Below are 22,827 nucleotides of genomic sequence, written 5' to 3'. Positions count from 1 at the left end.
CCATGAAAACCGAGTTGCATATTCCCAGCGACCTAAAATTTCTGCAAGTCGTCGAAAACTGGCTACTCAATTCGCTAGAGCTGGAACTGGGCGATTTGGTGGACTGGCAACATCAGTCTAATCGGCTGCGGCTGGTGCTGGTGGAGGCCTACTCCAACGTTGTGCGCCACGCCCACCGCGACCAGCCCAACCTGCCCGTGCTAATCCGCCTGGAGCTAATCGACCGGGATATCCACCTGGAAATCTGGGATCACGGCCAAGGCTACGACCTTTCGACCTATCTGCCGCCTGCCCCCGATGATATGCAGGATGGTGGCTATGGCTGGCTTATTTTGAATCGCCTGATGGACAAGGTAGAATACCGCCTCCAGGTAAGTGGGCGCAATTGCCTAAAACTGCAAGCGACCCTGCCAGAAAAAGCTGGGGTGGAAGGGTAGGTGGTCGGGGATCAGGGGCGATCGCCCCGCCTGAAAACAACTAAACGACGAAGCGCTGGACACCCTTTCTCAGGGATTCACCCAAGCGCTTGCCCAGAGAGGGCAGTCCAAACGCTTCGTCCGCCTCGCCCAAATTATGCCGGTTCACTGTACTAGTCACTGTGCTTGGACTTCCGCACTTGCGATAGTCCTGTGTGCCTAACGGCGCTAATTGGCAGCAGCGTTGGCAGCACTAGCCTTGTTAGGCTGCGGCTTCTTGCCATTGACATCCCGCGTCAGCCCGCTCAGGAACATCGGCACAAACCGTTCCACAAATGCCTGCGGATCGCGGTTCCAGACGCGCTGGATTGCGTCGATGCGGGTGCGCTGGAGGTCGGGCGACAGCAGACTTTGGGGCAGGCGCTCCATCAGATATTGCGGGCGCTGCCACGCGGGCAGGGTGTTGGCGATATCCAGCAAATGACCCACGCGACGCAGCTCAGCCCCGGCGGTAATGTCCATGCCCGACTCAAACGCAGCCTGCTCAATGGCCGCATACTTGCGCTTGGCGTGTTCGACCTTAGCGCGATGTTCTGGGCTTTTGTCAGCCATTTTGGCTAGCCAGCGGTTGCCCCAGCGGACGTGGGCGGCTTCTTCGGGCAGAATGCGCTCTAGGGTTTCGCGGATCTTGACGTTCTCCTCGGTCTGCGGTGCGTGTTTGAGCGCGTGGATATGACCCGAAAAGTATTCACAGCCGCGCTTTTCAGTCACGTTAATGGCTGCCAGTGATGAAATCACAAAGTCGTCCAGACTCTCAGGACTAGGCGACTCCTGATCGAGCAATCGCTCAAATTCTTCGATATAGGACATGCCGGGAGGCGTGCCTACGCTGCTGCCCAGGTCTACTAGCAAATCCGTCAGCCACATGGCGTGGCGAGCTTCGTCCGACACATGCCGCGATAAATCTTTGACCAGTTCGGCGGGTTTTCCATTCAGTTGTTCGATCAGGGTGGTGAGGTCTTTGCAACTCCGCTGCTCGCTATAGCGATAGCGATTGAGCGTGATCAGGTGAATGTCTCGATCTCGAACCACTTGTTTCATCACGTCACGGGCGCTGAGGCTGCCCAGGGAGCTTTGCAGCTTGCGGGGGTAAACAACTGTCATAGCGAAGAGTGAGAGATTGTTGACTTTTGTAAAAACTAGTCTTGATCCTAACCCAGGTTCCCAAAATGCGGAAAACCCCTATGATTCTGGGAGAACGAGTTCAGTCATGGTTTAATCACAGTTTGATCGCCTTAAGTGTGGCTTAGGCCTGGTGCTATGTCACAGCTAAAACTTAGGTTGGTAGTAAGCGCTTTAGCGCTGAAGCGCTTACTACGAGCCGAGGCATCACCCTGAAAACTAAACCATGACCCTGCACTAGTGCTGAGTGCTACTTGATTAAGTCGGGCGATCGCCCCTTCATTCCCTGTCATCCTTTTCAAACCCCGTCCAGGACGCTTGCATGAGTACTAAAAATTTAATCTTTTCAGTTTTGCTCATTTTCGTGCCAATCTCGCTGCTCTCGCATTACGTGTTTCATTGGGGAGAACTGGTGCAATTCGCGCTGGCGTGTCTGGCCATTTTGCCGCTGGCAGCCTGGATGGGCACGGCAACTGAAGAACTAGCCGTCGTCGTCGGCCCCACGCTCGGCGGCTTGCTGAATGCGACGTTTGGCAATGCAGCAGAACTGATTATCGCAATTGCTGCGCTGCGGTCTGGACTACTAGAAGTCGTTAAAGCCAGTCTCACGGGTTCAATTATTGGCAACCTGCTGCTGGTGATGGGGTTATCGATGCTGCTGGGTGGACTGCGATACAAAGAGCAAAGCTTTCAGCCAGTCGTCGCCCGCGTCAACGCTTCTGCTATGAACCTAGCAGTGATTGCGCTGTTGCTGCCGACCGCCGTCAATGCCACCTCAGCCGGGCTAGACGAACCACTGATGCAAAAGCTGTCGGTTGCCGTCGCCATTGTGCTGATTTTGGTATACGTGCTAACGCTGCTGTTTTCGATGAAAACCCACAGCTATTTGCATGATGTCGGTGTGGCAGAACTGGAGAACGATGAATCCTCTGCATCGGATGAACACAGCGACCACAAGCCCAACCCGGTGCTGTGGACGGCGGTGCTGCTGGGCGCAACCACCTTTATCGCGCTGGAGTCAGAAATTTTGGTGGGGTCGCTGGAGGTGGCAACCAGCAAACTGGGACTCACGGAATTGTTTACAGGCGTGATTTTGCTGCCGATTATTGGCAACGCCGCCGAGAACGTGGCAGCGGTCGTCGTGGCCATCAAAAACAAGATGGATTTGTCCGTTTCCGTGTCGCTAGGGGCCAGTATGCAGGTTGCCCTATTTGTTGCGCCAATCTTGGTGCTGGCGGGGCTGATTTTGCATCAGCCGATGGATTTGAACTTCAACCCGTTTGAGGTCGTTGCGGTGGCCGTGGCTGTGCTGATTGCCAACTCCATTAGCTCCGATGGCAAGTCAAACTGGCTGGAAGGCGTGCTGCTGCTGGCGACCTACGCGATTCTCGGCATCGCCTTTTTCTATCATCCTGTGATCGAAGCAGCCGTGAGCTAAGGGGTCTGGTTCCGAACCCCGAACCCTGCTTTCATCCGCCCAATGCGGCGCTGGAGTCGGCGCGTGGGGATGGTGGCCCATTCCAGCAAGAGCAATAGGGCGTTAATGGCAAAGGCCAGCAGGGAAACGGCGATCGCCCCTGCCCAGATTTTGTCGTAGCGACTCTGAGCAATGCCGTCGAACAAGAGCGTGCCCAGCCCGCCCGCGCCAAACTTTGCGCCGATGGTGGCAATGGCGATCGCCACGATGGCCGCCAGCCGCAGCCCCGCCAGAAAAATTGGCAAAATCAGCGGCACCTGCACCCGCCACCAGCGCTGCCAGGGACTCATACCCATACCCCGCGCCGCCTCCAGCACCGATGGCTTAATCCCCTCCAGCCCTACTACTAGGTTTCGCACCAGTATCACCTGCGTATACAGCACCATCGCCACGATGACCGACTGCGCATTTAGCCCAAACACAGGCACCAGAAAGATAATCAGCGCCAGACTCGGAATCGTATACAAAATGCCCAGTCCGCCCAGCACAGGCACCGACAGCCAGCGATAGCGCGTCACCAGGAGTGCCACAGGCAGGGCAACCAGAATGGCGATCGCCAGCGCTGCCAGCGTCATCTGCAAGTGCTCCAGCGTCAGGTTCCAGATCAGGCTTGGGTTCCGCAGCAGGTAGAGCATCTAGGCCTAGGGGCAAGGGGAGATGAGCCGATGATATATCAAAAAGCAGCGGGCGCAGGGTGTGTTGGAGCTATGGAACACCGATTCTCCCCCTCTACCGCCCCACCCCCCTGCACCGTGCTGACCATCACAACCGACAGGCTCCGGCTCACGATAATATTCTCTAACCCTGTTACAGCGTTTCCAAAAGCCAGTAAGGTTTGTGGGGTAGTCACGAAACCCCTATTCTTTTAGCCCAGCGCTTACCTCACCCCGCAAGGAAATGCCGTATCTGAACCGCCCCTTTCGCAGAGGTTTATATCGGGATGCCCTATGAGTAACAATACATTTCAGCAACTCCGTGAACGGTTTAAGGCTCTGGGTACACAGCTCAGCAAGGAGATTCTCGAAGAAGCCAAGCGCTCTGTCATCGATTGGCTGAACCAGAACGCTGCGGAGCTATCTCATAAAAACCCCAGCACCGAGTACAACGGGGTTTTCATGCAATATTTCCACTGGTATTTGCCCCCTGATGGCACTCTCTGGAAAACGCTGCAACAAGACGCAGGGGCGATCGCCAAAGCAGGCTTCACAGCCCTCTGGCTACCACCAGCCTACAAGGCAAACGGCGGCATGTACGACGTGGGCTATGGCGTATACGACCTGTTTGACTTGGGTGAGTTTGACCAGAAAGGTAGCATCCGCACCAAATACGGCACAAAAGACGAATACCTGGCGGCCGTCAAAGCAGCCAAAGAGGCCGGACTACAAATCTACGCCGATGTCGTGTTTAACCACAAAATGGGCGGCGATGCAGAAGAAGAAGTAGAAGCCGTGCCTGTAGATTCCGACAACCGCCTGGCGGCCGTCGGCGGCGTTGAAAAAATTAAAGTGTGGACACAGTTCGACTTTCCCGGTCGGGGCGACAAATACTCCAGCATGAAGTGGCGCTGGTGGCACTTTGACTCGGTGGATCACAACATGTATCAGCCAGGGCGCTATCAGATCTATCGCTTTAAGGACAAAAATTTCCAGGACAAAGTAGAGCTAGCCCACGGCAACTACGACTATCTCATGGGCTGCGACCTGGACATGACCCACCCAGAAGTACGCGGCGAACTCAAGTATTGGGGCGAGTGGACGCTGGACACCGTCGGCGTAGACGGCTTTCGACTAGACGCAATCAAGCACATCCACGGCGACTTTTTCAACGACTGGCTGGATCATCTCGAAGCCTACGCCAAACGCAGCCTCTTTGCCGTGGGTGAATATTGGACCAAAGACCTGGGCACACTGCACTGGTATCTCGCCAATACCGAAGGTCGGCTGTCGCTGTTTGACGTGCCGCTGCACTACAACTTCTATGAAGCGAGCAAGGCAGGCGGCTACTACGACATGCGGAAAATCTTGGACAACACCTTAATGCAGCAGGTGCCGCTGCTAGCTGCCACCTTTGTAGACAATCACGATACGCAGCCACTCCAGGCGCTAGAATCTCCGGTTGAAAACTGGTTCAAGCCGCTGGCCTACGCGCTGATCTTACTACGGGCAGAGGGCTATCCCTGCGTGTTTTATGCCGATTACTACGGTGCCCATTACAAAGACAAAGGGCGCGACGGCAACGAGTATGAAATCTGGATGGATTGCCACAAGGAAATCCTGGATAAGCTGCTGTTTGCCCGCAAGCACTTTGCCTACGGCGAGCAGTATACCTATTTTGACCATGAAGACGTAATCGGCTGGACTCGTCTGGGCAATGAAGCGCATCCCCGCGCCTTGGCCGTAATCATGAGCGATGGCCCAAGTGGCAGCAAATGGATGGAAGTGGGCAAGCCCAATGCCGTGTTTTACGACATTACCGAACATGTGAAAGAGCCAGTGCAGACAAATGCGGATGGCTGGGGCGAGTTTCGCTGCAACGGTGGGTCGGTGTCGGTGTGGGTGCAGGCAGATTCGCTGGTGGATAAAGTATCGACTCTGCTGGCAAACTTGGGACTGATCTCGTCAGGGAGCTAAGGGGCGATCGCTGCGAATGTAGCCTTGACTCGGGTTACTTGGGGCCGCAGCGATCGCCACCGAGCAAATATAAAAATAGCAAATATCAAAACATGTAAAAGGGGACTAGACATTTGCGACTAGCCCCCTTTTTCTGGATTCAACTTAACTTGAACACTGAACCAAATTGAACGGTTCCAATTGAACTTGAACTCGATTTGAACTTAATCTCGATCAAATTGATCGGATTAAAACTGAATGAACTCTCCTAGCTGAACAGCATCAGCCACTAGTTGAAAACTATACGAAGTAGTTGTCAGTGAAGCTCAGTTCGATTTACTAAGGGTTGACCAGAAGCCATCACAAAGCTCCTGCCTATTAGCCTTTCATCCAACCTCTATAGAAGGTGTTGAAGCTATGGAGTGACATTGACTTGCTGCTGACCTTCGGACTGTAGATAGCGGTCTAGCAACTTGAAATGTACAACTCGCTCTGACTATAGGATGTAAAGACTAATCGCATCGAGTGTGATGCCGGAGATTAAGCCGGAGGCACAACGCTCATCTCCAAAAGACTTGGTTTCTCTGGGTTCTTAACCAGATTTGTGCCTGCATTTAAACTAACACTAACCTATTGGATTTGAAAGCCCTTTTACCAAAGTTGAAATCGGTTTACATTGCTCAATATCTTGGTGACAAAGCGCAAGGGAAGGCAGCACGAACCAGGCAACCCCAAGGCAGGGGGCGATCGCCCGCTAAACCCCTCTAACTCCTAAAAAAATGCTCCCAATTAGCCGATGAAGGCCCTTGAAAAAGGTCTTGGAAAACAGTCCTGGAAGTGCGTTTCGGAAATGGAGAGTAGGGAACTCGAATCCCTGGCCTCTGCGGTGCGATCGCAGCGCTCTACCAACTGAGCTAACTCCCCCGACGGGCATCATTTGTATTGACGCTTTGCTATTTTAGCAGGGAAGCAGGGAGGTAATGCTCTTCTCAGACCATCTACAGTCTCAAAAATCTGAAATTTGAAGGTGGAGGGCGATCGCCCCGGTTTCAGTCCTCCTGCTGCTAGCGGGACGCATCCAGCAGATTGGGAATCCCTTCGCAGCCACCGGGAATCGTAGCACGGGTTTTTTCGCCGCCCCAGGCGCAGCAATACCATCGCAATTCCTCAGACATGCGGGTGGCGTTGGTGAAATCGGCATCTTCGATCACTGCACCCGTGTAGGCTCCTGTGGTGTAGTCGGGCGGGTGCGTGCGGCTGCGGGGGGTGGCGGTTTTAGCAGAGCCGTAGAAGAATCGAGTGCTTTGCAAGTCTGCTCCTGCCAAACTCGCTTCGCAGAGAATGGTTCGGGAAAAGTTTGCCTTCACCAGGTCACAATCGCTGAGGTTGGCGCGGATCAGATTTGCGTCGCTGAGATCGGTCCAGCGTAGGTCAGTGCCCGCCAGGTTCGCACCCGCCAGCATCACCCCCAAATCAATCACGCGCACGCCAAAGGTGCGGTCTTCTTCGTAGCCGCCCACCCCGTCCAGGATGGCGCGTCCCAGTAGGCGATCGCGCTTTAACGGGGTCAATAGGCGCGATCGCGACAGAAACCGAATCACCTTGGCTTTGCCGCCCGCATCGACGCTGCTGAGAATCGCGGCGGTGCGTCCAGCAGCGATCGCCCGTTCTTGGGGCCAATCTTCTAGCAACCCCTCGGAGTCCAGCACCAGTTCAGAAATGCCCTGAAAGTAAGAATCGATGGTCTGCTGCTGGGTAATCAGGTTTTGCTGAATCGTCAGGTCTTTGGAAATCACATATTGCCGCCAGGCCACATAGACCGCAATCACGGCGATTAAGATCTGCCCGATTGCCCCAAAGACCTCGCCCAGCGCACCCACGGCATCCCAATCCAGCTGCGCCGCCCAGGCACTCATCCAGGTTCCCAGAGGGCTAAACCGCACCAGCCCAACCAGCCCAACACTCAGCCCCACTAGGGCGATCGCCAACACCTGCTGTCGAGCCGACAGCACTTCTCGAAAGGCCGCATAGAGATCTTCCCAAACCACCTGCACCGATAGCAGCAGCGCCACTAGCGACCCAACAATGCCCAGCCAGCCCAGATTAAACGCCAGTCCCACCAGCGTTACGGCGATTGACACGCCCAGCGCCAGCAGCATGGGCTTTTGCTGGCCGGCGGGCAGCGCTTCTAACTCTTCAGCCCGCATGGGGGCGTATTGATTGCCCCGATCAACCGTGATTAGCCCGCGATTTCTAGGACCAGCCAGCCGTGTGACCGTGCGGGGGAGCTTTGCCACCTCGTCTTCGTCGCTGCTGGCAGCGGAAGAGAGGGAAACCGTCAAGTCGGCGGCGGAATCGGAAGATAGAGGATGCTCTGGCGGGCGCGGTGGTGAATTGGGGTCGGGCATGATGGACATTGGGGCGATCGCAGCTAAAACCTACCGCAGATTCTAGACGCAAACACCAGGGCACGGCGTATCGCTCGCGCTAAAACTGCCCTGGAATCAGCGCCAAGAGTCTGCCAAAACTGGATGGGCGATCGCTACAGCCCCGGTGGCGCAACGGATTCTGGCGCTTCCCGCTGCACTCGTCCCTGCTGCACGGCACTATGGAGCAGTTGTAGCGCTTTTAGGTCTACTTCGCTCTGCAACTGGGTATTCAGCAATTGGCGAATCAAGCCTTCGGATTCGACGCTGAGGCAGCCAGTCTGGAGCGCGGAGCGGACGAGCCGATCAATCATAGAACCACGGTTAGGCATAGCTAGTTCTGGTGGTTGAGTTGGGGGACTTGGGCAGGAACTCTGAGCGCAACCTGAGGTGAAATTTGACAATGGCTTGAGCGCAACGACCCAAGCAACTCACCTAAATGACCTGTCTTGGCAATGGGTCTAAGCGCAACTGCACTAGTGCATCACTAGTGCATTACTGGTGCATTTCTCCAGAATCTTTAGAAACCAGAAAACCCAAACTAAGTATTTCATATTAAAGACTTCTGTATTTCCTGGCTTGACGGCGATCGCTCCTAACCCGTGATGCTAAACGCAGACTATGGGTGATATTGATCACAGACAAAATTCGTTAAGTTTCCGCTTCTTTCGATACACTATGGGTACTCTTGTTCGATGAGACAAGCGATCTGCTAAACCGGGCTTCGGTCGGCGCGGCGGGCGGTTATTTGGTTGAACCCTCAGAGATGTTTTGAAATGGCTATGGACTTGGATACCTTCTCTCAACCGTCTGTACTACAACTGGCGCGGGCCGGAGATTTTCGGGCGATCGCCTACTGGTTGAACACCTACCTTGTGCCGCAAAATATCTACGCCCGTGTCGCGCTGGATCGGCCCGGCTGGCTGCTGGTGATGGTGGAGTTTTTCCGAGAGCCAGAGCGCGATCGCCTCAATCGCTTCATTTGCAGCCGCCTCGTCCGGCTCAACTCCAATTTGATCGAGGGGGTGCGCGTGCTGGGGCGCGTCATGGGGTCTGCCGATATCCGCTGGGATCAGTCCTTTCGGCTATCCGCCGCGCCCGCGCCGAATCCTGCTCCCCCTCTGGCAAGTGCGCCGCGCCGCAGGACTCAGCGACAACCGATGGGGCGATCGCCACGCCGCACGGCTTCTTTGCGTGGCCGAACCGTTGCCCCAGTGCAGCCCGCCCCTGAGCAGGTGGCAGAACGTCTAGTGGCACGGCCCATTCGCCCGCGTCGTCCGGCAACCACTCCCCCAAACGCGCTGGTGGTTCATTCCAGTCGTGCAGTCCGCCCACGCCACCGCAAGACTGCTCAGCGTCGGCCGCTCCGTCCCGTCGAAGTAACGCTACCACGGGTGGCGTTGCCCGCTGTTCATCTTCCAACCGTTCACCTTCCAACCGTTCACCTTCCGCCCATTTCCGTAGAACTGCCCCGCATGGACTGGCCGACCGTGACGCTGACCCTGCCTGATTGGCAGGCGTGGGGCATGGCCACCGTGCAAACCCTCGATGCGGCAATGGATGCCACGGTGCAGGCGTTTAACACCACAGTCGATCGGCTGTTGGACACGGCAGAGCGGGTCAGTCCGTCTCAGGTTGGCCGCATGGCAACCACAGCGGCAGCAGTGTTTTTGGTGGGCTGCGGTGTTGAGCTAATGCGACGACTCGATCCGGTGGCCCTGCTGACGGGAACGCCTACGGTAACCACGCCAACGGGTCGGATTCCGGTGCTGCGTCCTGCATCTGACCTGTCCACCGTGCCCGACCCAACCACCGTAACGCTGGCCTTTAGCAGCGAGTCGCCTTTCCGCGTGCCCTCGCTGCATGGCCCCGTGCCAGACGCGGCTCCTACGCCCTATCCCTATCCCGATGTGCTGCTGACGCGGCTCGACCCGCCCGTATTGGAAGATATCGCGGCAGAACCGTCGCCCTTGCCCAATGCAGGGCTGACGATGGTAAGTGTGGCAGCAGGAAATCGCGTCGCAGGAACTGGGTCGGCAGATACGCCTGCTGCTCAGATCAGGCAGGCGATTCAAACCCTGGAGCAGCAGGGGCTACGTCCGGTCGGGGCGGGGCGCAACCGCCGCGAAGCCCGCCAGCCCGAAATTGTGGAGGTGCGGGGCAAGCGCATTGCCTACCTGGGGTATAGCGATTCAGACTTGCAGGCGGCAAGTTTCTGGCGGGCAGGCACCAATCCGGCGCTGGAGGAGCAAATCGCCGAAGATATTGACGCGATTCGCAGCCAGGTCGATTGGGTAGTGGTGAACTATCGCTGGGGGGAGGCGTTGGCCAGCTTTCCGAGCGATCGCCAGATGCGGCTCTGCCGCTTTGCGATTGACCACGGTGCCGATCTCGTTGTGGGCTATCATCCCACCGTGCTGCAAGGGGCAGAGATCTACAAGGGACGGGCGATCGCCTATTCTCTGGGCGACTTTATCTTTCAACCAGAAAATCCCGACAAATCTACCAGCACCGAGCCAGCCGACTATGACACCGCCATGCTGAAGGTGTCGCTGCGCGAAGAACAGATGCGGCTGGAGTTTTTGCCCGTGCAGGTGAAGCAGAATAAGGCGGCGATCGCCCCCGCCGATAGAGGCCAAGATATTCTGCGCTACCTGGAGCAAGCCTCGGCCCTGTTTGACCAGCCGCTCAAGACACCGATTATTCTGGATCGTCAGGCTCCCCTCCCGGCAGATCCTGCCGCCTCGCCCTCTGCCGCACCCGCCAAGTCCTTTACCGACACGCCCGCCGATCCGGGTCATGCGCCCGACGATAGCTTTATCGACTATTCCACCGGGGAGCCCATCTCGCCCAGCGGAGCCGAGGCATCTCCAACCCGTAAAGCCCCCGAACCTGCGAAGGCGATTTCCAGCCCCACTGTCCAGCCAGAAGTGACTCCGCCACCCGCTGCTGAAGGGGCGATCGCCCCAGTTGAAGCGCCTGTTCCTGCGGCGGATGCCAACCTGAGCGAACCCGCCTCAGACGCAGAGCCAGCCGAGATTGGGGATGTTCCAGATGACGCGCCTGCGGATTCAGCGGACTTAGTGGAGGAACCCTGGGTTGAATACTAAACAAATACTAAAGGGGAATCTCCGTAGAGGATGATCGAGGGAGAGAATCATCAAGAGCAATAGCGAGCGATCGCCCGTTGGACAGCCTGCCAATCGCCCCGTATCCCACGAGTACGCTACGCTATCGCTAGCAGCCTTCAGCGATTATGCGTTCCGTTTCTCCCAGTCTCCACTCCCCAACATCCTCACCTGCCTGGGCCGCAGCGGTTCTGCACACGGCCCAGGAATTTTTGCCCACGCCTCTGCCCGTTCTGGAGGGGCGGGTTCCTGGGGGACTGCAAGGTACGCTCTATCGCAACGGGCCAGGGCGGTTGGAGCGCGGCGGGCAGCGCATGGGACACTGGTTCGACGGCGACGGGGCGATTCTGGCGGTGCGGTTTGCCAAGGGTGCGGCTACGGCCACCTATCGCTATGTGCAAACGGCGGGCTATCGGGCAGAGGAAGCGGCGGGACGGCTGCTGTTTGGGAATTATGGCATGACCCCGCCAGGGCCGCTGTGGACTCGATTTGGCAAGCTGCCCAAAAACGTGGCGAATACCTCTGTCCTGGCGCTGGGCGATCGCCTCTTGGCGCTGTGGGAAGCCGGACTGCCCCACGCGCTCGACCTGGAAACCCTGGAAACCCTCGGCGCGGAGAACGTCGCTGGACTGGACGGGCTGCCTTTTTCGGCCCATCCCAAGCGCGACGGCCGCACGGGAGAAATTTTTAACTTTGGCGTGTCCTTTGGGCACAGCGCCGTGCTAAATCTCTATCACTGTGCAGCAGATGGCACGGTGAAGCGGCGGGCGGCAATTCCGCTGGAGGGTATTCCGCTGGTGCATGACTTTGTGCTGGCGGGACGATACCTCGTGTTTTTGGTGAATCCGGTGCGGATTAAGGCGCTGCCGCTGTTGCTGAATCTACAAAGCGCCAGCGATGCCTTCACCTGGAAGCCGGAGATGGGCACGCAAATCTGGATCTTTGATCGGGAAAGCCTGTCCCTGGTTAGCCGGGGCGAGGCAGAACCCTGGTTTCAGTGGCACTTGGGCAACGGCGCAGAAACGGCAGAGGGAGACATCCTGCTGAATCTGGTGCGCTATCCCGATTTTTCGACGAATCAGTTCCTCAAGGAAGTCGCTACAGGCCACACCACCACCCGCACCACGGGCACACTGTGGGAACTGCGCCTCGATCCGCAGTCTGTCAGAGTGCTGGGCATGAGCGCTGTGGTGGAGCGGGGCTGTGAGTTTCCCACTGTTGCACCGAGAGACGTGGGGCAGCCCTGGAAGCACACCTACCTCACGGTTCACCTGCCGAAAGCGGAGGAACAAGGAGAGCTATTTGGGGCGATTGCCCGCTATGACCACACCACCGACACGCTCACCGTCGCCGCCGCCGGGCCCCGCCGCTACGTCGTGGAGCCAATTTTTGCGCCCGATCCAGAGCATCCTGCTCAGGGCTGGCTGCTGACGGTGGTCTACGATGGCGATCGCCACCAGAGCGAGGTCTGGATCTACGCGGGCGATCGCCTAGAAGCAGGCCCCATCTGCCGGCTAGGGCTGCCCAGCGTCATCCCCATCGGCTTCCACGGCACTTGGCGATCGGCATAGTTGCAGCCTGATCCTCCAGCCAACGCGGTACGATTGGAGGGAACTCGACCGCTGATCCTGCGCGTCTGGTTTCAAGACCTGTAACCGAGTCTCCTTCGCGTTACGCCTGCCTTAGTCTAGACTTATGCCGCCGACCACCAAGCCCCGCGCCTCTGTGCAGGACACACTGCCCCTAGCCAACCAGCCCGACCCCGCCCAGCTAGACAGCATCAAGGCACAGCTTGACTTGGTGCTGCTGGCGCTGGAGGCACTGGCGGGCATTGGCTCCGACGCGATGCTCCAGGCAGCAGAAACGCTAGGTTTGACGGAAGTCGTTGCCGATCGGGTAGCGCTGTGGCGGCTGCGACAATCCAGCCCGCTGCGGAAGGGGCAAGGACGCAAACGCATGGACGTGGACGAAGCGCGATCGCTCGTGCTGATCATCTGCCATCTGGCCCAGCAGCACCAGGAACTCATCCGTCGTGCCGTCACGCTGCTGGAGCAACTCACCGAGCAGGGCCGCGAACCGCACCAAACCGCGCTCTTGGGCGACTACCTCGACACCTTCCACAACACCTATCAGGAGCGGATGGACGACGATGCGGCAACCCCCGACCAGCTCACCTACCTCGCCCTCAAGCTGCTGATCGACCTGCTGTTTTATAGCACCCCGCATGGCCCCCGGCGGCTGTGGATGGCGCTGATTGACCGAGCTAAGTGAACCGCAGAGCCGTCCCTGATTTTCCTCCGAACCCTTGATCCCTCACTTCCAACGCCTAACATGCCACCTGCCGTTCTCCGACGATACACCCCCCCGACCTGCACGCTAGAAGTGCGGGCCACTGGGTCGGCGCTGTCGCGCTGGACTGATCAGACGGTCATGAAAAACGTGCGGTTTAATCTGCGGTTTGATGATCCGCGTCGCCCGACAGAGCAGCAGTTGGAGGTACAGGGCGATCGCCGTCAGCTAGAAGCGCTGCACGCAACCGTCAGCGAATACGTGGCACGTCTGCTTGGTTCCGATGCAGGGTTGGCGGATGAGGCACTGCTGCGGCTGGCCCCAGAGCGATCGCCCCTCGTCGCAGCGGTCGCCCAAGGCCTGCCGGAGGACAAGACGCCAGCTCAGGGCCTTGAAATCGTCAATCGCGACGGGGTAGACCTGCGGGTTGGCGCAGAAGGCATCCAACTGAAGCCGCTAGGTCTGCTGGCCCATGAACTGCATCTAGGGACGCTGGCGGCGGGCGCAGCGGTAGACACGGTTCGCCTCAGCACAACGCAGTTGGTGGATCTGGCAGAGGCGCTAGATGCCTACACAGCCGAGTCGCTAGCGGTAGATTTGCCCCATGTTGCGGGAAGGAGGCGATCGCCCGAATGGCTGCGGGTGGCTGCGGTAGCCGTGCTGGCTGTCGGGGTAACGGGCAGCATTGCCAAGTTTGTGATGGACGTGAACGCACCGCCCAGCGCAACGGTTGCCACAGAAAACGCAGAGCCATCGGAACTGAGCGCAAACCAGCCTGCGCCAGAAGCCTACAGCACCACAACGCTCCCTGAAGCAACCGCGCAGGTTCCCAGCCCCGCCGCGCTGCCCAGCCCACCGCCGATCCCCACCATTCCGCCAGGAGACACCCTGCCGCTGCCCACTCCGCCTACCGGAGCCGCTCCCGGACAAGCCACCCTCCCGCAGCCCGTGCCCGCACCCCAGGCAGCCCCAGTCCGCCCGCCAGCAGTCCCAGCCGCGCCGCCCCAGGTCATTCCCCAGCCACCTGCCCAGCGTCCGGCGGCGGCTCCTGCCCCAGTGCTGCTTCCCGAAGATCCCGCCGCAATAGCGCGAACCGGGGATTCGCCTGACCCAACCGTGATGGGCCTGCCAGGAGAAAACGCTGAAGCCGCTAGCGGCTCCGTTGCTGCCGACTCGTCCCGACCCGACGCAGCGATGCGTTCTGCCCCGTCCCGCCTGGCCACGGGCAGCATTCCCCAGATTGGCGAAGCGCAACAATACTTCCAGTCTCGCTGGCAGCCGCCCGAAAACCTGAACCGGGCGCTGGAATATCGCGTGATTGTCGCTGCAAACGGCGTGGTGCAGCAAGTTGTTCCCCTTGGCGAAGCAGCAGGCATTTACGTCGATCGCTCTGGAATGCCGCTGATGGGCGAAACGTTGGTGTCACCCCTGCCCACAGGTCGCCGCGCCACGCTGCGGGTGGTGCTGTATCCCGATGGGCGAGTGCAGACCTTGCTGGAAGGCATAGAGTAGGGTGCGACAGCACGGGTAGCAAGCAACAAGAACGTGAGGGAGAAGACACACAATTCCTCTCGTCACATTAGTCCCGCTCTAAATTCTTGATTAGGTTAGGACTTACGCAGTTGGACGAGTTCTTTCGGGCGCAGACCACGAGAACTCGTCCAAAACCCAGAAAATTTGATTGCAAATGCGTAAGTCCTAGTAGGTATCTTATAGATGTCTTAATAGGTGAGCATGGTTAATAAGCCCTGCTGCCCCAGGAGCAGTTCGCGGAGCAGGCTAAAAATGCCAACCCAGAGGATGGGGGAAATATCGACCCCTCCAAAAGGTTTGACGATTTTTCGGGTGGGCGCAAGGAAGGGTTCCGTTGGCAGCGCCACCAGCTTAAATGGCATTTGGGTCAGGTCAATCTGGGGATACCAGGTGAGGACGATACGGAAAATGCAGAGGAGAATCATCAGCCCCAGCCCAAGGCTCAATGCCAAAGAAGCGATCGCCACCGAAGTCATAGCTCAACCCGCCATATTTTGCTAAAACGGCTAACCAAAATTCCCAAGAGACCAGCTCCCAGAACCCAGATTTCTGAGAAAAGTCAGACAGACTGTTACATTTAGCAACCCTCTCGACTCTCATTTTACGTCGAGCCTGTGTCCGTTGGCCGACTGTCGTGCCGTCATTTTAGGGCGATCGCTCTCCCTTCAGCAGCCTCACCAAAAATCCTTTCCCGCAAAACGCTTCTCAAGCGGTTAACCGACCGATAGAATTGTTTATAACAAAGTCGCCAAACTTTAAGGTTAAACACCCATGACTCCCTCTTTGATGAACTTCTTCTACAGCTTGCTAGCTGGCCTCCTGATTGTGGTTGTTCCAGCAGCAGTCGGTCTCATCTTTATCAGCCAAAAGGATAAAATTCAGCGCTCCTAGTGCTTCTGTAAGGATAATTCCGAAGCTGCCTCTGAGGATGCTGACAGGCTGACTTTAGCGGGCCAGTTGTGTGCTCCCGAGTCGGCGCAACGCGGAGATAGGTGTCTGGGCGAGCAAGTCTCGCCCAAACTTGTTTAATAGGGCTAGCATAAAAATGCAGTGTTCTGAACCGGCTAGACAAGCTAGACAGGTACTTTGGGCACGGCTGCTTATCGATGCGGTGGTGCTTTCCTTGACAAATCGTTAGGATGAGAGTCGCTAGGGTTAGGGCAGATTAAGGGAGAAACTATAGATGTTGGTGGATTTCGGACACGCTGCGATGGGAATGGCCAGTGCCGCCTGGATGCAGCCCCAACCCGTTCTGGCACAGGTGGTGTTTGGCGGCAATCCGGCTGCCTTTCTGGGAATTGCTCTGGCAGTCGGCGGTGCTGGGCTCTACTTCTTGCGAAACTTTCGCCCGCAGGTTGCTCGCGATCAGGACATCGCGCTGTCCGCTGTGTCGCTCTTGTGTGGAACGATCCTGATGTTCCAGGGCTGGCGACTCGACCCGATTCTGACCTTTGGCTTTTATCTGATGGCTGGTGCAGCGACGGCCTTTGCGCTGGAAACGCTGCGCCTGCGGGGGGCAACGACCGAGCAAGCCAAGCGCTTTGGCGGGGGTGGGCAAATTGTAGATGATGAACGTCCGGTTAGCCGCGTCTATCGCGCTGAGCTAGACGAATTGGGCGCAGTAGATGAGCGTCCGGCCAGCCGACGCATCCGAGCCAGCCGCGACTATCGCACTGAGCCAACGGAAGATTACGGCAGCAGCAGCCGTCGCCCCGCCATTCGCGGCAGTGCCGATCGCTCTGGTTCTTCTAGCCGTCGTCGCCGCAGTTCTGGAGAGACTCGCCCACCCGCCCGCCCAGAGCGCGATGCCTGGGATGACGACTATAGCGCTTCGTCCTATGGGCGCGATCGCTCTTGGGAAGAGCCGTCTACCGATTACAGCAGCGATTACAGCAGCGATTATTCTTCTGACTACGCTTCCGGCTATTCTGCCAGTGACTATGGCAGTGACTATCCTTCGAGCCGCAGCAGTTCCCGGTCGAGCAGTCGAGACTCTGGTTCCCGCCCCCGCCGTCCTCGCTCAGTAGAGGATGTCAATGCTCGCTGGGACGATGATGAGCCTGCACGCCCCTCGGCTGATTATGTTGATTATCAGCCGGTGGATTATTCCGATGACGAGGCGGACAACTCTTCTAACTTTGATTAGGGCTTGGACTGGGGCCTGGCATTGGGGTTGGCACTGGGGTTGGCACAAGTTCTGGAAGTCCCTGTGTCTTGGCTGGGCAGGGGTCATACCCCTTAGGCGATCACTGGGATGGAAGTTTTGTCAAATGACGGCCCGATTGCGGCGCTTCCATCAGGCGATCGCCCTCCGTGCCGCTGTTCGCTCCGTGCTTCCGGTTCTAGCGCTACTCCTGCTGGGTCTGAACACCGCTTGCAGTCGGGCGATCGCCGTCCAGCCAGAGCGCTCTGAGCCACCCGTACCGCTCAATAGCCGCTATACCGACGAACAGCCCGCCCTCAGCGGCAATGGGCAGTATGTGGCCTTTGTCTCGAACCGCAAGGGCGATCGCGGCATTTTGCTCTATGACCTGAAGCGGCAGCAGTTTGTCGATTTGCCCCGGCTGAATCGATGGGATGCTGTCGCTGAACATCCCAGCCTCAGCAACACCGCCCGCTATATTGTCTACGTTGCCAGCGGCAGTGGTCGCCCAGAGGTCGAACTCTACGATCGCATCACCAAGCAAGCTCAGGTGCTAACCGCTGGCTATCGCGGCTGGGTGCGAAACCCCAGCATCAGTCCCGACGGGCGCTACGTCGCTTTTGAGCTAGGCCGCGACGGCAAATGGATGATCCAGGTGTTAGATCGGGGCCCCGGCATCGAGCCAGACTTGCTGGATGACTGACCGTGCTATGCTGACCCTTGCCCCTGGCTGAATCTGCTCCGATGTGCGCTAGAACTGGAACAATGGAACTAGACGCAGCAGGGCAAGGCCCATTGCAGCGGTCAATGTTCGATACGCCCGGGTTGATGTTGTGAGATATCTCCGATGGGTGCTGGCGATCGCCCTCCTGTTGCTGCTGGGCGGCTGCACCTACCCCCACCTGCTGAACTTACCGTCCGATGCCAGCGGGCAGACCCTCAACAGTCCCTTTGCCCAGCAAGAGCCGCAGCTATCGGGAGATTATCTCGTCTTCGTTTCCGACCGAAACGGCAGCCAGGATGTCTATCTCTACGACCTGCCGCATCGTCGCTTGGTGGATTTGCCCGGCCTCAACGCCATCGACATGGCCGCAGAACATCCCAGCGTTTCGGCCAATGGACGGTTTATCGTGTTTGCGGCCAGTCGCCAGGGGCGACAAGATATTTATCTCTACGATCGCCAGATTCAATATCGCCGCAACCTAACAGATGGACTGAATGCCAGCGTCCGCAACCCCAGCATCAGCGCCGATGGGCAGCGCATCGCCTACGAATCCAACGCCAGCGGTCATTGGGATATCGTGCTGTGCGATCGCGCTGGCAAGCCCCTCGATTTATCTGCAACTCCTCTGGATACAGCCTCACCGGATGAGAAATCGCCGGGTGGAAAATCGCTAGGTGAAAAATCGCCAGGTGAGAAGCTTACTAAAGCAAACCCGGAGCGTGAGGCATCGCCCGCTTTTCCGCTGCCCCTCGATCCGCCACCCACAGATGCCCCAGCGGTTGACTCGGCCCTGCCAAATTTCGCCCCATCAGCCGCAGAGCCGCAAGCGTCTAATGCCCCGCCGCAAGCGTCTGACGAGGCTGCGCCCAGTCCGGCGATCGCCCCGCTGCCCCCGCCCCCTCCAAACTCTCAATCTCCACGCTCTCAAATCGACGCGCCTGTAACGTTTCCTGAAGCCGTTGAGTTAACCGGACAACAGTCTGGAGCCGATGAAGAATGGGACAATGAAGCACCTCGCAAGGGCGATCACCCCCAGTCCGCGGGGACAAATCTGCTTCCCTAATCCCAGACATCTTCGTATGCTTTTGCCGTTTCCAGATGACGAGTTCGCGGGTTGTTGTCAAAATGGGAACCATAGCCAGTAGAACCCTGGCAAGGGCGATCGCCAAATTCTGAGTTGCCAAATTCTAAGTCACCAGATCTTGAATCACCAGCCCCCTGTTCATCTCTGTCCCCTCACGCAGCGTCATTGACGCACCGCGCTGATAGCCTGGATGGTTCCTGCCATCGGTCTTCACGCCGAACAGTCTTCACCACTGCTTGAAACACTGTCTGAATTTTGCACTGCATTTCCTCTCCTCACCATGAGCTATTTCTTGTTTCGCCAAGTCACCTCCGGTTTGCTCGCCTTCGGCACCTTGGGTAGCATCTTCCTCGCTGATGTCATCGTCCCTGCTCCCACTAGATTGGGAACTCGCGGGGTCGCCCAGGCGCAAGACATCGAAGAAGTCAACGTTCGGGTCTATCGACAGGCTAGCCCTGCGGTCGTCTCCATCCAGACGCAAACTGGCACGGGCAGCGGCAGCATCATCAGCCCAGACGGATTGATTCTCACGAATGCCCATGTGGTCAGCAACGCTCGGCAGGTGCGCGTGATTTTGGCAGACGGGCGGCGGCTCGATGGCGAAGTGATTGCCTTTGCAGAGGGCGGGCTGGATTTGGCGGCAGTGCGGGTACAGGCACAAAATCTGCCGACAATTCCGCTGGCTCGCCCTGGCTCTGTAGAAGTCGGGCAGCGGGCCTTTGCGATTGGCACCCCTTTTGGGCAGTTTCAGGGCACCTTTACAACGGGCATCGTCAGCCGTTTGGATACAAATCGAGGACTAATTCAGACGGATGCCGCGATTAATCCTGGCAACTCTGGTGGGCCCTTGCTCAACAGCCAAGGGCAAATGATTGGAGTCAACTCGGCAATTTTTTCGCCACGAGGCACATCGGGCAATACGGGCATCGGATTCGCAATCTCGATGGATCGGGTGCAGCCGTTTTTGGTGGCCGTGCGGGAAGGTCGGGCCCCGCGCACCGCGCAGCAGGCTCCCCAACTGGGCGGTGGCCCAACCGCCCGACGGATTACGCTAAATGGCGCTCCAGTTCAGGGGGTCTTGTCATCGAGCAGCGGTGTGTTGTCTTCCGACAGCAGCTTCTTCAACGCCTACACGTTTCAAGGACAGGCGGGGCAGGAAGTGACGATTGAAATGACGAGCCGCGAGGTGAATCCGTATTTGATTTTGCTGCGCCCTGATGGCAGCGACCTGGCTCAAGATAATGACAGCGCGGGCGATCGCAACGCTCGGTTAACCGCTGTCCTGCCGGAAACGGGGCTATACACCATCCTGGCGAACACCTTTGAAGCCGGGGAAACGGGTCGCTATCGCCTCAGTGCGATCACCGGCGCTGGCTCAGGCACCGCCACCACGCCCCCCAGTCCCGGTGCCCGTGTCCTCCTTCAGGTTGAGGGTTCCCTGGGCCCCAACTCGCTGGTTTGGGCAGAAGACAATAGCCTGTATCAGGAATATGCACTGGATGGACGAGCCGGACAAACCGTGACCATCACGATGGAGAGCATTGAGTTTGACACGTACCTGATCCTGCTGGATGCCAATGGCCGAGTCGTCGGGCAAAACGATGACGAATCTCCCAGCAGCACAAACTCTCGGCTGACGGTAACGCTGCCGCGCACGGGCACCTATCGCATCATTGCCAATGCTTACGATCGCAACGGGCGCGGACGCTATGTGCTGACGGTTCGCTAAGGATTCGCCCTAGGGATCAGCGCAGCCCAATCCACGTAAAAAAGTCTTGCCGGGTAAATAGCTCCAGCAGCAGCAGCGCCACAAAGCCAATCATGGCAAAGCGGCCGTTGATTTGCTCGGCATAGCGCGTCCAGCCAAACGCTGGCTCTGGCTGTGGCACTGGGTCGAGTGCGGGTGGATTGGGCTTGGGGGTTTCAGTCGTCATAGCGAATTCAAAACAAGAGAAACGGCTCAAGAGTAGAACGAGTGGCAGGCTCAGAGTTGAGGCGGGCGACTGGGTGCAGAGGCAGACTCGACGGCCTGAACTGCTTCGATGAGCGATCGCACTTCGCCCGTACCCTCCGACGGCTCGAACCGCAGCGGCAATTTGCCCCGCACCAGCATCCGCAGACCCAGCGGGCCAAGGCTGACCAGCCCTTGCAAATCGCGGAACGAATTGCCGACTACCTCCAGTCCAAAGCGCCGTTCATCGATCCAGCCGCCCTGTTTCACCAACTCCACAAGCACCTTGCGATGGCGCACCGATCGGCTGGTGCTGGCATCCTTGCGGTCCAGAATTTCCTGCTTAATCTTGCTGATCTGATCCAGCGGCGCAACCTCCATCGGGCAGACGGAATTGCAGTAATAGCAGCGGGTGCAGGCCCACACGCCAGATTCGGGCTGGTTGTAGTCCTCTAGTCGGGCTTCGGTTTGGGCATCGCGAGAGTCGGCCACCATGCGATAGGCCTTGGCTAGGGCGTGGGGCCCTACAAAGTCTGGGTTGACCTCACGAGCATTGCATTCGGAATAGCACGCGCCGCAAAGAATACAGTTTCCTGTTTGATTCAGGCGATCGCGCTCCTCTGGCGTTTGCAAAAACTCGCGTTCAGGAACCTGTCGTCCCGCCGTGCTGACATAGGGATCGACTGCCTCCAGCCCGTCCCAAAAGCCCCGCATATCCACAACGAGGTCCTTAATCACAGGCATATTGCCCATTGGCGCAATGTGAAACGTAGGGATGTCCTCTGGCGCTGCCGTTGCTTGGTTTTCATGTCCCTTTTGCTCAGCAGGGCGAGCGCCCATAGCCGCAATTGCTTGCAGCCGAGCCATCTCGCTGCCGACACTCTCTTTGCAGGCCAGGGCCGAGCGTCCGTTGATTCGCATCGAACAACTGCCACAGATCGTATTTCGACAGTTTTTGCGGAAGGCAAGCCCCCCATCCTGTTCCCACTTAATGCGGTTCAGGCAGTCAAGAATCGTATTGCCAGGGTCCACCTCTAGCTCGTAGGTGGCACTGTAGGGGGCTGAGTTTTCGTCTTGTCGCAGAATTTTGAATTGGACACGCATGGGCTGTGAGTTGCGAGTAAGCGGGGAAATAGCGTCAGTCAAATCCTAAGAAATTACCAGAAATTACCAAACGACACAGAGTAGCAAAGAACTTGCGAAACGAAAGGTGACAACGGCAGCAGCTCGATACTTTTAGGCGTGTAGTTTCAAGGATGCAGAAGGAACTAACGGGAGCGTTTTGCCTACGGGCTATCCTGCTCAAAAATTCAGAGAACGTGTCTTAGTTCTCCTGCCACTATCCTAGTCTGGAACGAGAGATCCTGACTGAGCTAAAGCCGGACTTAAGGTCTGCCTCAGGTTTACTCCAATCCCTGCTCAATACCCACCTGCTCTGGGAATGCATCTGAATCAACCGCCGAGGGCAGAGGGGCAGCACTACACCAACGGCTCAAGAATGTAGGCAGAAAATGCGGGCGATCGCCTAATTTCCCTTGCGTTCAGCACTCAGGGATACCAATTGTTAAAGCGATCCGCTGCTAGGTTGATGAAACCTAGGGACAGCTTCAAATGCCACGTTGGGGAATAACTCTGCTGCTGAGGAGGGTAGATAATACTTGTAGAAAAATTGCGACCTAATCCGGGCGATCGCCCAGACACTTGCCCGACCTAGTTCATATTTACTTGGTGTTTTCTTAGTCTTCATCATTTGTCAATCCTTCAAATAGGCTATCTCGTCAATGCCAGCAGTCTTTGATAGGCATAAGAACTTTCCAGTATTTCTTGATTTCTAGGGATTCGACGGCATTCATAGGTGAATTCCG

General features: G+C 57.6%; 19 protein-coding genes and 1 tRNA gene. 12 read left to right on the top strand and 8 right to left on the bottom strand.

The window, feature by feature from the left end; all coding sequences use genetic code 11:
• Positions 1–2: 2 nt before the first annotated feature.
• On the top strand, positions 3–437 hold the full coding sequence (locus tag IGS16_RS16750) for an anti-sigma regulatory factor (RefSeq protein WP_297087342.1): 435 nt from the start codon (positions 3–5) through the stop codon (positions 435–437).
• Positions 438–644: 207 nt separating this feature from the next.
• On the opposite strand, the gene IGS16_RS16745 is transcribed toward IGS16_RS16750, so the two are convergent.
• The gene (locus tag IGS16_RS16745; RefSeq protein ID WP_297087340.1) at positions 645–1,580 is read right to left on the bottom strand and encodes a ferritin-like domain-containing protein; all 936 of its coding nucleotides are present in this window, start codon (positions 1,578–1,580) and stop codon (positions 645–647) included.
• A gap of 340 nt (positions 1,581–1,920) precedes the next feature.
• Between IGS16_RS16745 and cax the strand changes: the two genes are divergently transcribed.
• Positions 1,921–3,036 (top strand): calcium/proton exchanger, encoded by a 1,116-nt coding sequence (gene cax, locus IGS16_RS16740; protein WP_068508566.1) that lies wholly within the window; start codon positions 1,921–1,923, stop codon positions 3,034–3,036.
• Here cax and IGS16_RS16735 read toward each other — a convergent pair.
• Complete coding sequence (locus tag IGS16_RS16735; RefSeq protein WP_297087338.1) at positions 3,033–3,710, bottom strand: ABC transporter permease; 678 nt, start codon at positions 3,708–3,710, stop codon at positions 3,033–3,035. The two genes, cax and IGS16_RS16735, sit on opposite strands and share 4 nt — an antisense overlap.
• 480 nt (positions 3,711–4,190) lie before the next feature.
• Between IGS16_RS16735 and IGS16_RS16730 the strand changes: the two genes are divergently transcribed.
• Positions 4,191–5,705 carry an alpha-amylase gene (locus IGS16_RS16730; RefSeq protein ID WP_367185813.1) on the top strand — a complete coding sequence of 505 codons (1,515 nt, stop codon included), beginning with the start codon at positions 4,191–4,193 and terminating at the stop codon, positions 5,703–5,705.
• A gap of 830 nt (positions 5,706–6,535) precedes the next feature.
• Here the strand turns inward: IGS16_RS16730 and IGS16_RS16725 are convergent.
• From IGS16_RS16725 to IGS16_RS16715, 3 genes are all read right to left on the bottom strand, one after another.
• Positions 6,536–6,608 (bottom strand) — tRNA-Ala (locus IGS16_RS16725).
• 140 nt (positions 6,609–6,748) lie between these two features.
• Positions 6,749–8,101, bottom strand: a complete 1,353-nt coding sequence (locus tag IGS16_RS16720; RefSeq protein ID WP_367185807.1) for a pentapeptide repeat-containing protein — start codon at positions 8,099–8,101, stop codon at positions 6,749–6,751.
• 125 nt (positions 8,102–8,226) lie between these two features.
• Positions 8,227–8,442 (bottom strand): hypothetical protein, encoded by a 216-nt coding sequence (locus IGS16_RS16715; RefSeq protein ID WP_297087336.1) that lies wholly within the window; start codon positions 8,440–8,442, stop codon positions 8,227–8,229.
• A 444-nt stretch (positions 8,443–8,886) separates the two neighbouring features.
• Between IGS16_RS16715 and IGS16_RS16710 the strand changes: the two genes are divergently transcribed.
• The 4 genes from IGS16_RS16710 (at position 8,887) to IGS16_RS16695 (ending at position 15,039) form a co-directional block, all read left to right on the top strand.
• Entirely contained in the window at positions 8,887–11,220 is a 2,334-nt protein-coding gene (locus tag IGS16_RS16710; RefSeq protein WP_297087335.1) for a CapA family protein, read from the top strand.
• Positions 11,221–11,366: 146 nt separating this feature from the next.
• Positions 11,367–12,809 (top strand): carotenoid oxygenase family protein, encoded by a 1,443-nt coding sequence (locus IGS16_RS16705; RefSeq protein ID WP_297087333.1) that lies wholly within the window; start codon positions 11,367–11,369, stop codon positions 12,807–12,809.
• A 124-nt stretch (positions 12,810–12,933) separates the two neighbouring features.
• Positions 12,934–13,509 (top strand): DUF3038 domain-containing protein, encoded by a 576-nt coding sequence (locus IGS16_RS16700; RefSeq protein ID WP_297087331.1) that lies wholly within the window; start codon positions 12,934–12,936, stop codon positions 13,507–13,509.
• A gap of 60 nt (positions 13,510–13,569) precedes the next feature.
• Complete coding sequence (locus tag IGS16_RS16695) at positions 13,570–15,039, top strand: DUF4335 domain-containing protein (protein WP_297087329.1); 1,470 nt, start codon at positions 13,570–13,572, stop codon at positions 15,037–15,039.
• Positions 15,040–15,248: 209 nt separating this feature from the next.
• On the opposite strand, the gene IGS16_RS16690 is transcribed toward IGS16_RS16695, so the two are convergent.
• A complete protein-coding gene (locus IGS16_RS16690) occupies positions 15,249–15,536 on the bottom strand; it encodes a YggT family protein (RefSeq protein ID WP_297087328.1) in 288 nt (95 codons plus the stop codon).
• A gap of 295 nt (positions 15,537–15,831) precedes the next feature.
• Here IGS16_RS16690 and psbX point away from each other — a divergent pair, with 295 nt between their 5' ends.
• From psbX to IGS16_RS16665, 5 genes are all read left to right on the top strand, one after another.
• Positions 15,832–15,951, top strand: a complete 120-nt coding sequence (gene psbX / locus IGS16_RS16685; protein ID WP_297087326.1) for a photosystem II reaction center X protein — start codon at positions 15,832–15,834, stop codon at positions 15,949–15,951.
• A 292-nt stretch (positions 15,952–16,243) separates the two neighbouring features.
• On the top strand, positions 16,244–17,206 hold the full coding sequence (locus tag IGS16_RS16680) for a Ycf66 family protein (protein ID WP_297087324.1): 963 nt from the start codon (positions 16,244–16,246) through the stop codon (positions 17,204–17,206).
• A gap of 124 nt (positions 17,207–17,330) precedes the next feature.
• On the top strand, positions 17,331–17,906 hold the full coding sequence (locus IGS16_RS16675) for a biopolymer transporter Tol (RefSeq protein ID WP_297087322.1): 576 nt from the start codon (positions 17,331–17,333) through the stop codon (positions 17,904–17,906).
• 130 nt (positions 17,907–18,036) lie between these two features.
• The gene (locus IGS16_RS16670) at positions 18,037–18,990 is read left to right on the top strand and encodes a hypothetical protein (RefSeq protein WP_297087320.1); all 954 of its coding nucleotides are present in this window, start codon (positions 18,037–18,039) and stop codon (positions 18,988–18,990) included.
• Positions 18,991–19,291: 301 nt separating this feature from the next.
• Positions 19,292–20,740, top strand: a complete 1,449-nt coding sequence (locus tag IGS16_RS16665) for a trypsin-like peptidase domain-containing protein (protein WP_297087319.1) — start codon at positions 19,292–19,294, stop codon at positions 20,738–20,740.
• 16 nt (positions 20,741–20,756) lie between these two features.
• Here IGS16_RS16665 and IGS16_RS16660 read toward each other — a convergent pair whose 3' ends face one another.
• Positions 20,757–20,945, bottom strand: a complete 189-nt coding sequence (locus IGS16_RS16660) for a chlorophyll a/b-binding protein (protein ID WP_068508548.1) — start codon at positions 20,943–20,945, stop codon at positions 20,757–20,759.
• Positions 20,946–20,995: 50 nt separating this feature from the next.
• On the bottom strand, positions 20,996–22,066 hold the full coding sequence (locus tag IGS16_RS16655) for a succinate dehydrogenase/fumarate reductase iron-sulfur subunit (RefSeq protein ID WP_297087317.1): 1,071 nt from the start codon (positions 22,064–22,066) through the stop codon (positions 20,996–20,998).
• Between the last annotated feature and the right edge of the window lie 761 nt (positions 22,067–22,827).

The organism is Thermoleptolyngbya sp. C42_A2020_037 (genome assembly GCF_015272455.1).
GTDB lineage: Bacteria > Cyanobacteriota > Cyanobacteriia > Elainellales > Elainellaceae > Thermoleptolyngbya.
Note: the sequence above shows the minus strand (reverse complement) of the source record. Positions and strands in the feature narration are given on the sequence as shown.

What these genes read in the sequence shown, in the direction of transcription:
- IGS16_RS16750 (WP_297087342.1), top strand. Translation starts at nt 3, where the DNA reads ATGAAAACCGAGTTGCATATTCCCAGCGACCTAAAATTTCTGCAAGTC.
- IGS16_RS16745 (WP_297087340.1), bottom strand. Translation starts at nt 1,580, where the DNA reads ATGACAGTTGTTTACCCCCGCAAGCTGCAAAGCTCCCTGGGCAGCCTC.
- cax (WP_068508566.1), top strand. Translation starts at nt 1,921, where the DNA reads ATGAGTACTAAAAATTTAATCTTTTCAGTTTTGCTCATTTTCGTGCCA.
- IGS16_RS16735 (WP_297087338.1), bottom strand. Translation starts at nt 3,710, where the DNA reads ATGCTCTACCTGCTGCGGAACCCAAGCCTGATCTGGAACCTGACGCTG.
- IGS16_RS16730 (WP_367185813.1), top strand. Translation starts at nt 4,191, where the DNA reads ATGCAATATTTCCACTGGTATTTGCCCCCTGATGGCACTCTCTGGAAA.
- IGS16_RS16720 (WP_367185807.1), bottom strand. Translation starts at nt 8,101, where the DNA reads ATGTCCATCATGCCCGACCCCAATTCACCACCGCGCCCGCCAGAGCAT.
- IGS16_RS16715 (WP_297087336.1), bottom strand. Translation starts at nt 8,442, where the DNA reads ATGCCTAACCGTGGTTCTATGATTGATCGGCTCGTCCGCTCCGCGCTC.
- IGS16_RS16710 (WP_297087335.1), top strand. Translation starts at nt 8,887, where the DNA reads ATGGCTATGGACTTGGATACCTTCTCTCAACCGTCTGTACTACAACTG.
- IGS16_RS16705 (WP_297087333.1), top strand. Translation starts at nt 11,367, where the DNA reads ATGCGTTCCGTTTCTCCCAGTCTCCACTCCCCAACATCCTCACCTGCC.
- IGS16_RS16700 (WP_297087331.1), top strand. Translation starts at nt 12,934, where the DNA reads ATGCCGCCGACCACCAAGCCCCGCGCCTCTGTGCAGGACACACTGCCC.
- IGS16_RS16695 (WP_297087329.1), top strand. Translation starts at nt 13,570, where the DNA reads ATGCCACCTGCCGTTCTCCGACGATACACCCCCCCGACCTGCACGCTA.
- IGS16_RS16690 (WP_297087328.1), bottom strand. Translation starts at nt 15,536, where the DNA reads ATGACTTCGGTGGCGATCGCTTCTTTGGCATTGAGCCTTGGGCTGGGG.
- psbX (WP_297087326.1), top strand. Translation starts at nt 15,832, where the DNA reads ATGACTCCCTCTTTGATGAACTTCTTCTACAGCTTGCTAGCTGGCCTC.
- IGS16_RS16680 (WP_297087324.1), top strand. Translation starts at nt 16,244, where the DNA reads ATGTTGGTGGATTTCGGACACGCTGCGATGGGAATGGCCAGTGCCGCC.
- IGS16_RS16675 (WP_297087322.1), top strand. Translation starts at nt 17,331, where the DNA reads ATGACGGCCCGATTGCGGCGCTTCCATCAGGCGATCGCCCTCCGTGCC.
- IGS16_RS16665 (WP_297087319.1), top strand. Translation starts at nt 19,292, where the DNA reads ATGAGCTATTTCTTGTTTCGCCAAGTCACCTCCGGTTTGCTCGCCTTC.
- IGS16_RS16660 (WP_068508548.1), bottom strand. Translation starts at nt 20,945, where the DNA reads ATGACGACTGAAACCCCCAAGCCCAATCCACCCGCACTCGACCCAGTG.
- IGS16_RS16655 (WP_297087317.1), bottom strand. Translation starts at nt 22,066, where the DNA reads ATGCGTGTCCAATTCAAAATTCTGCGACAAGACGAAAACTCAGCCCCC.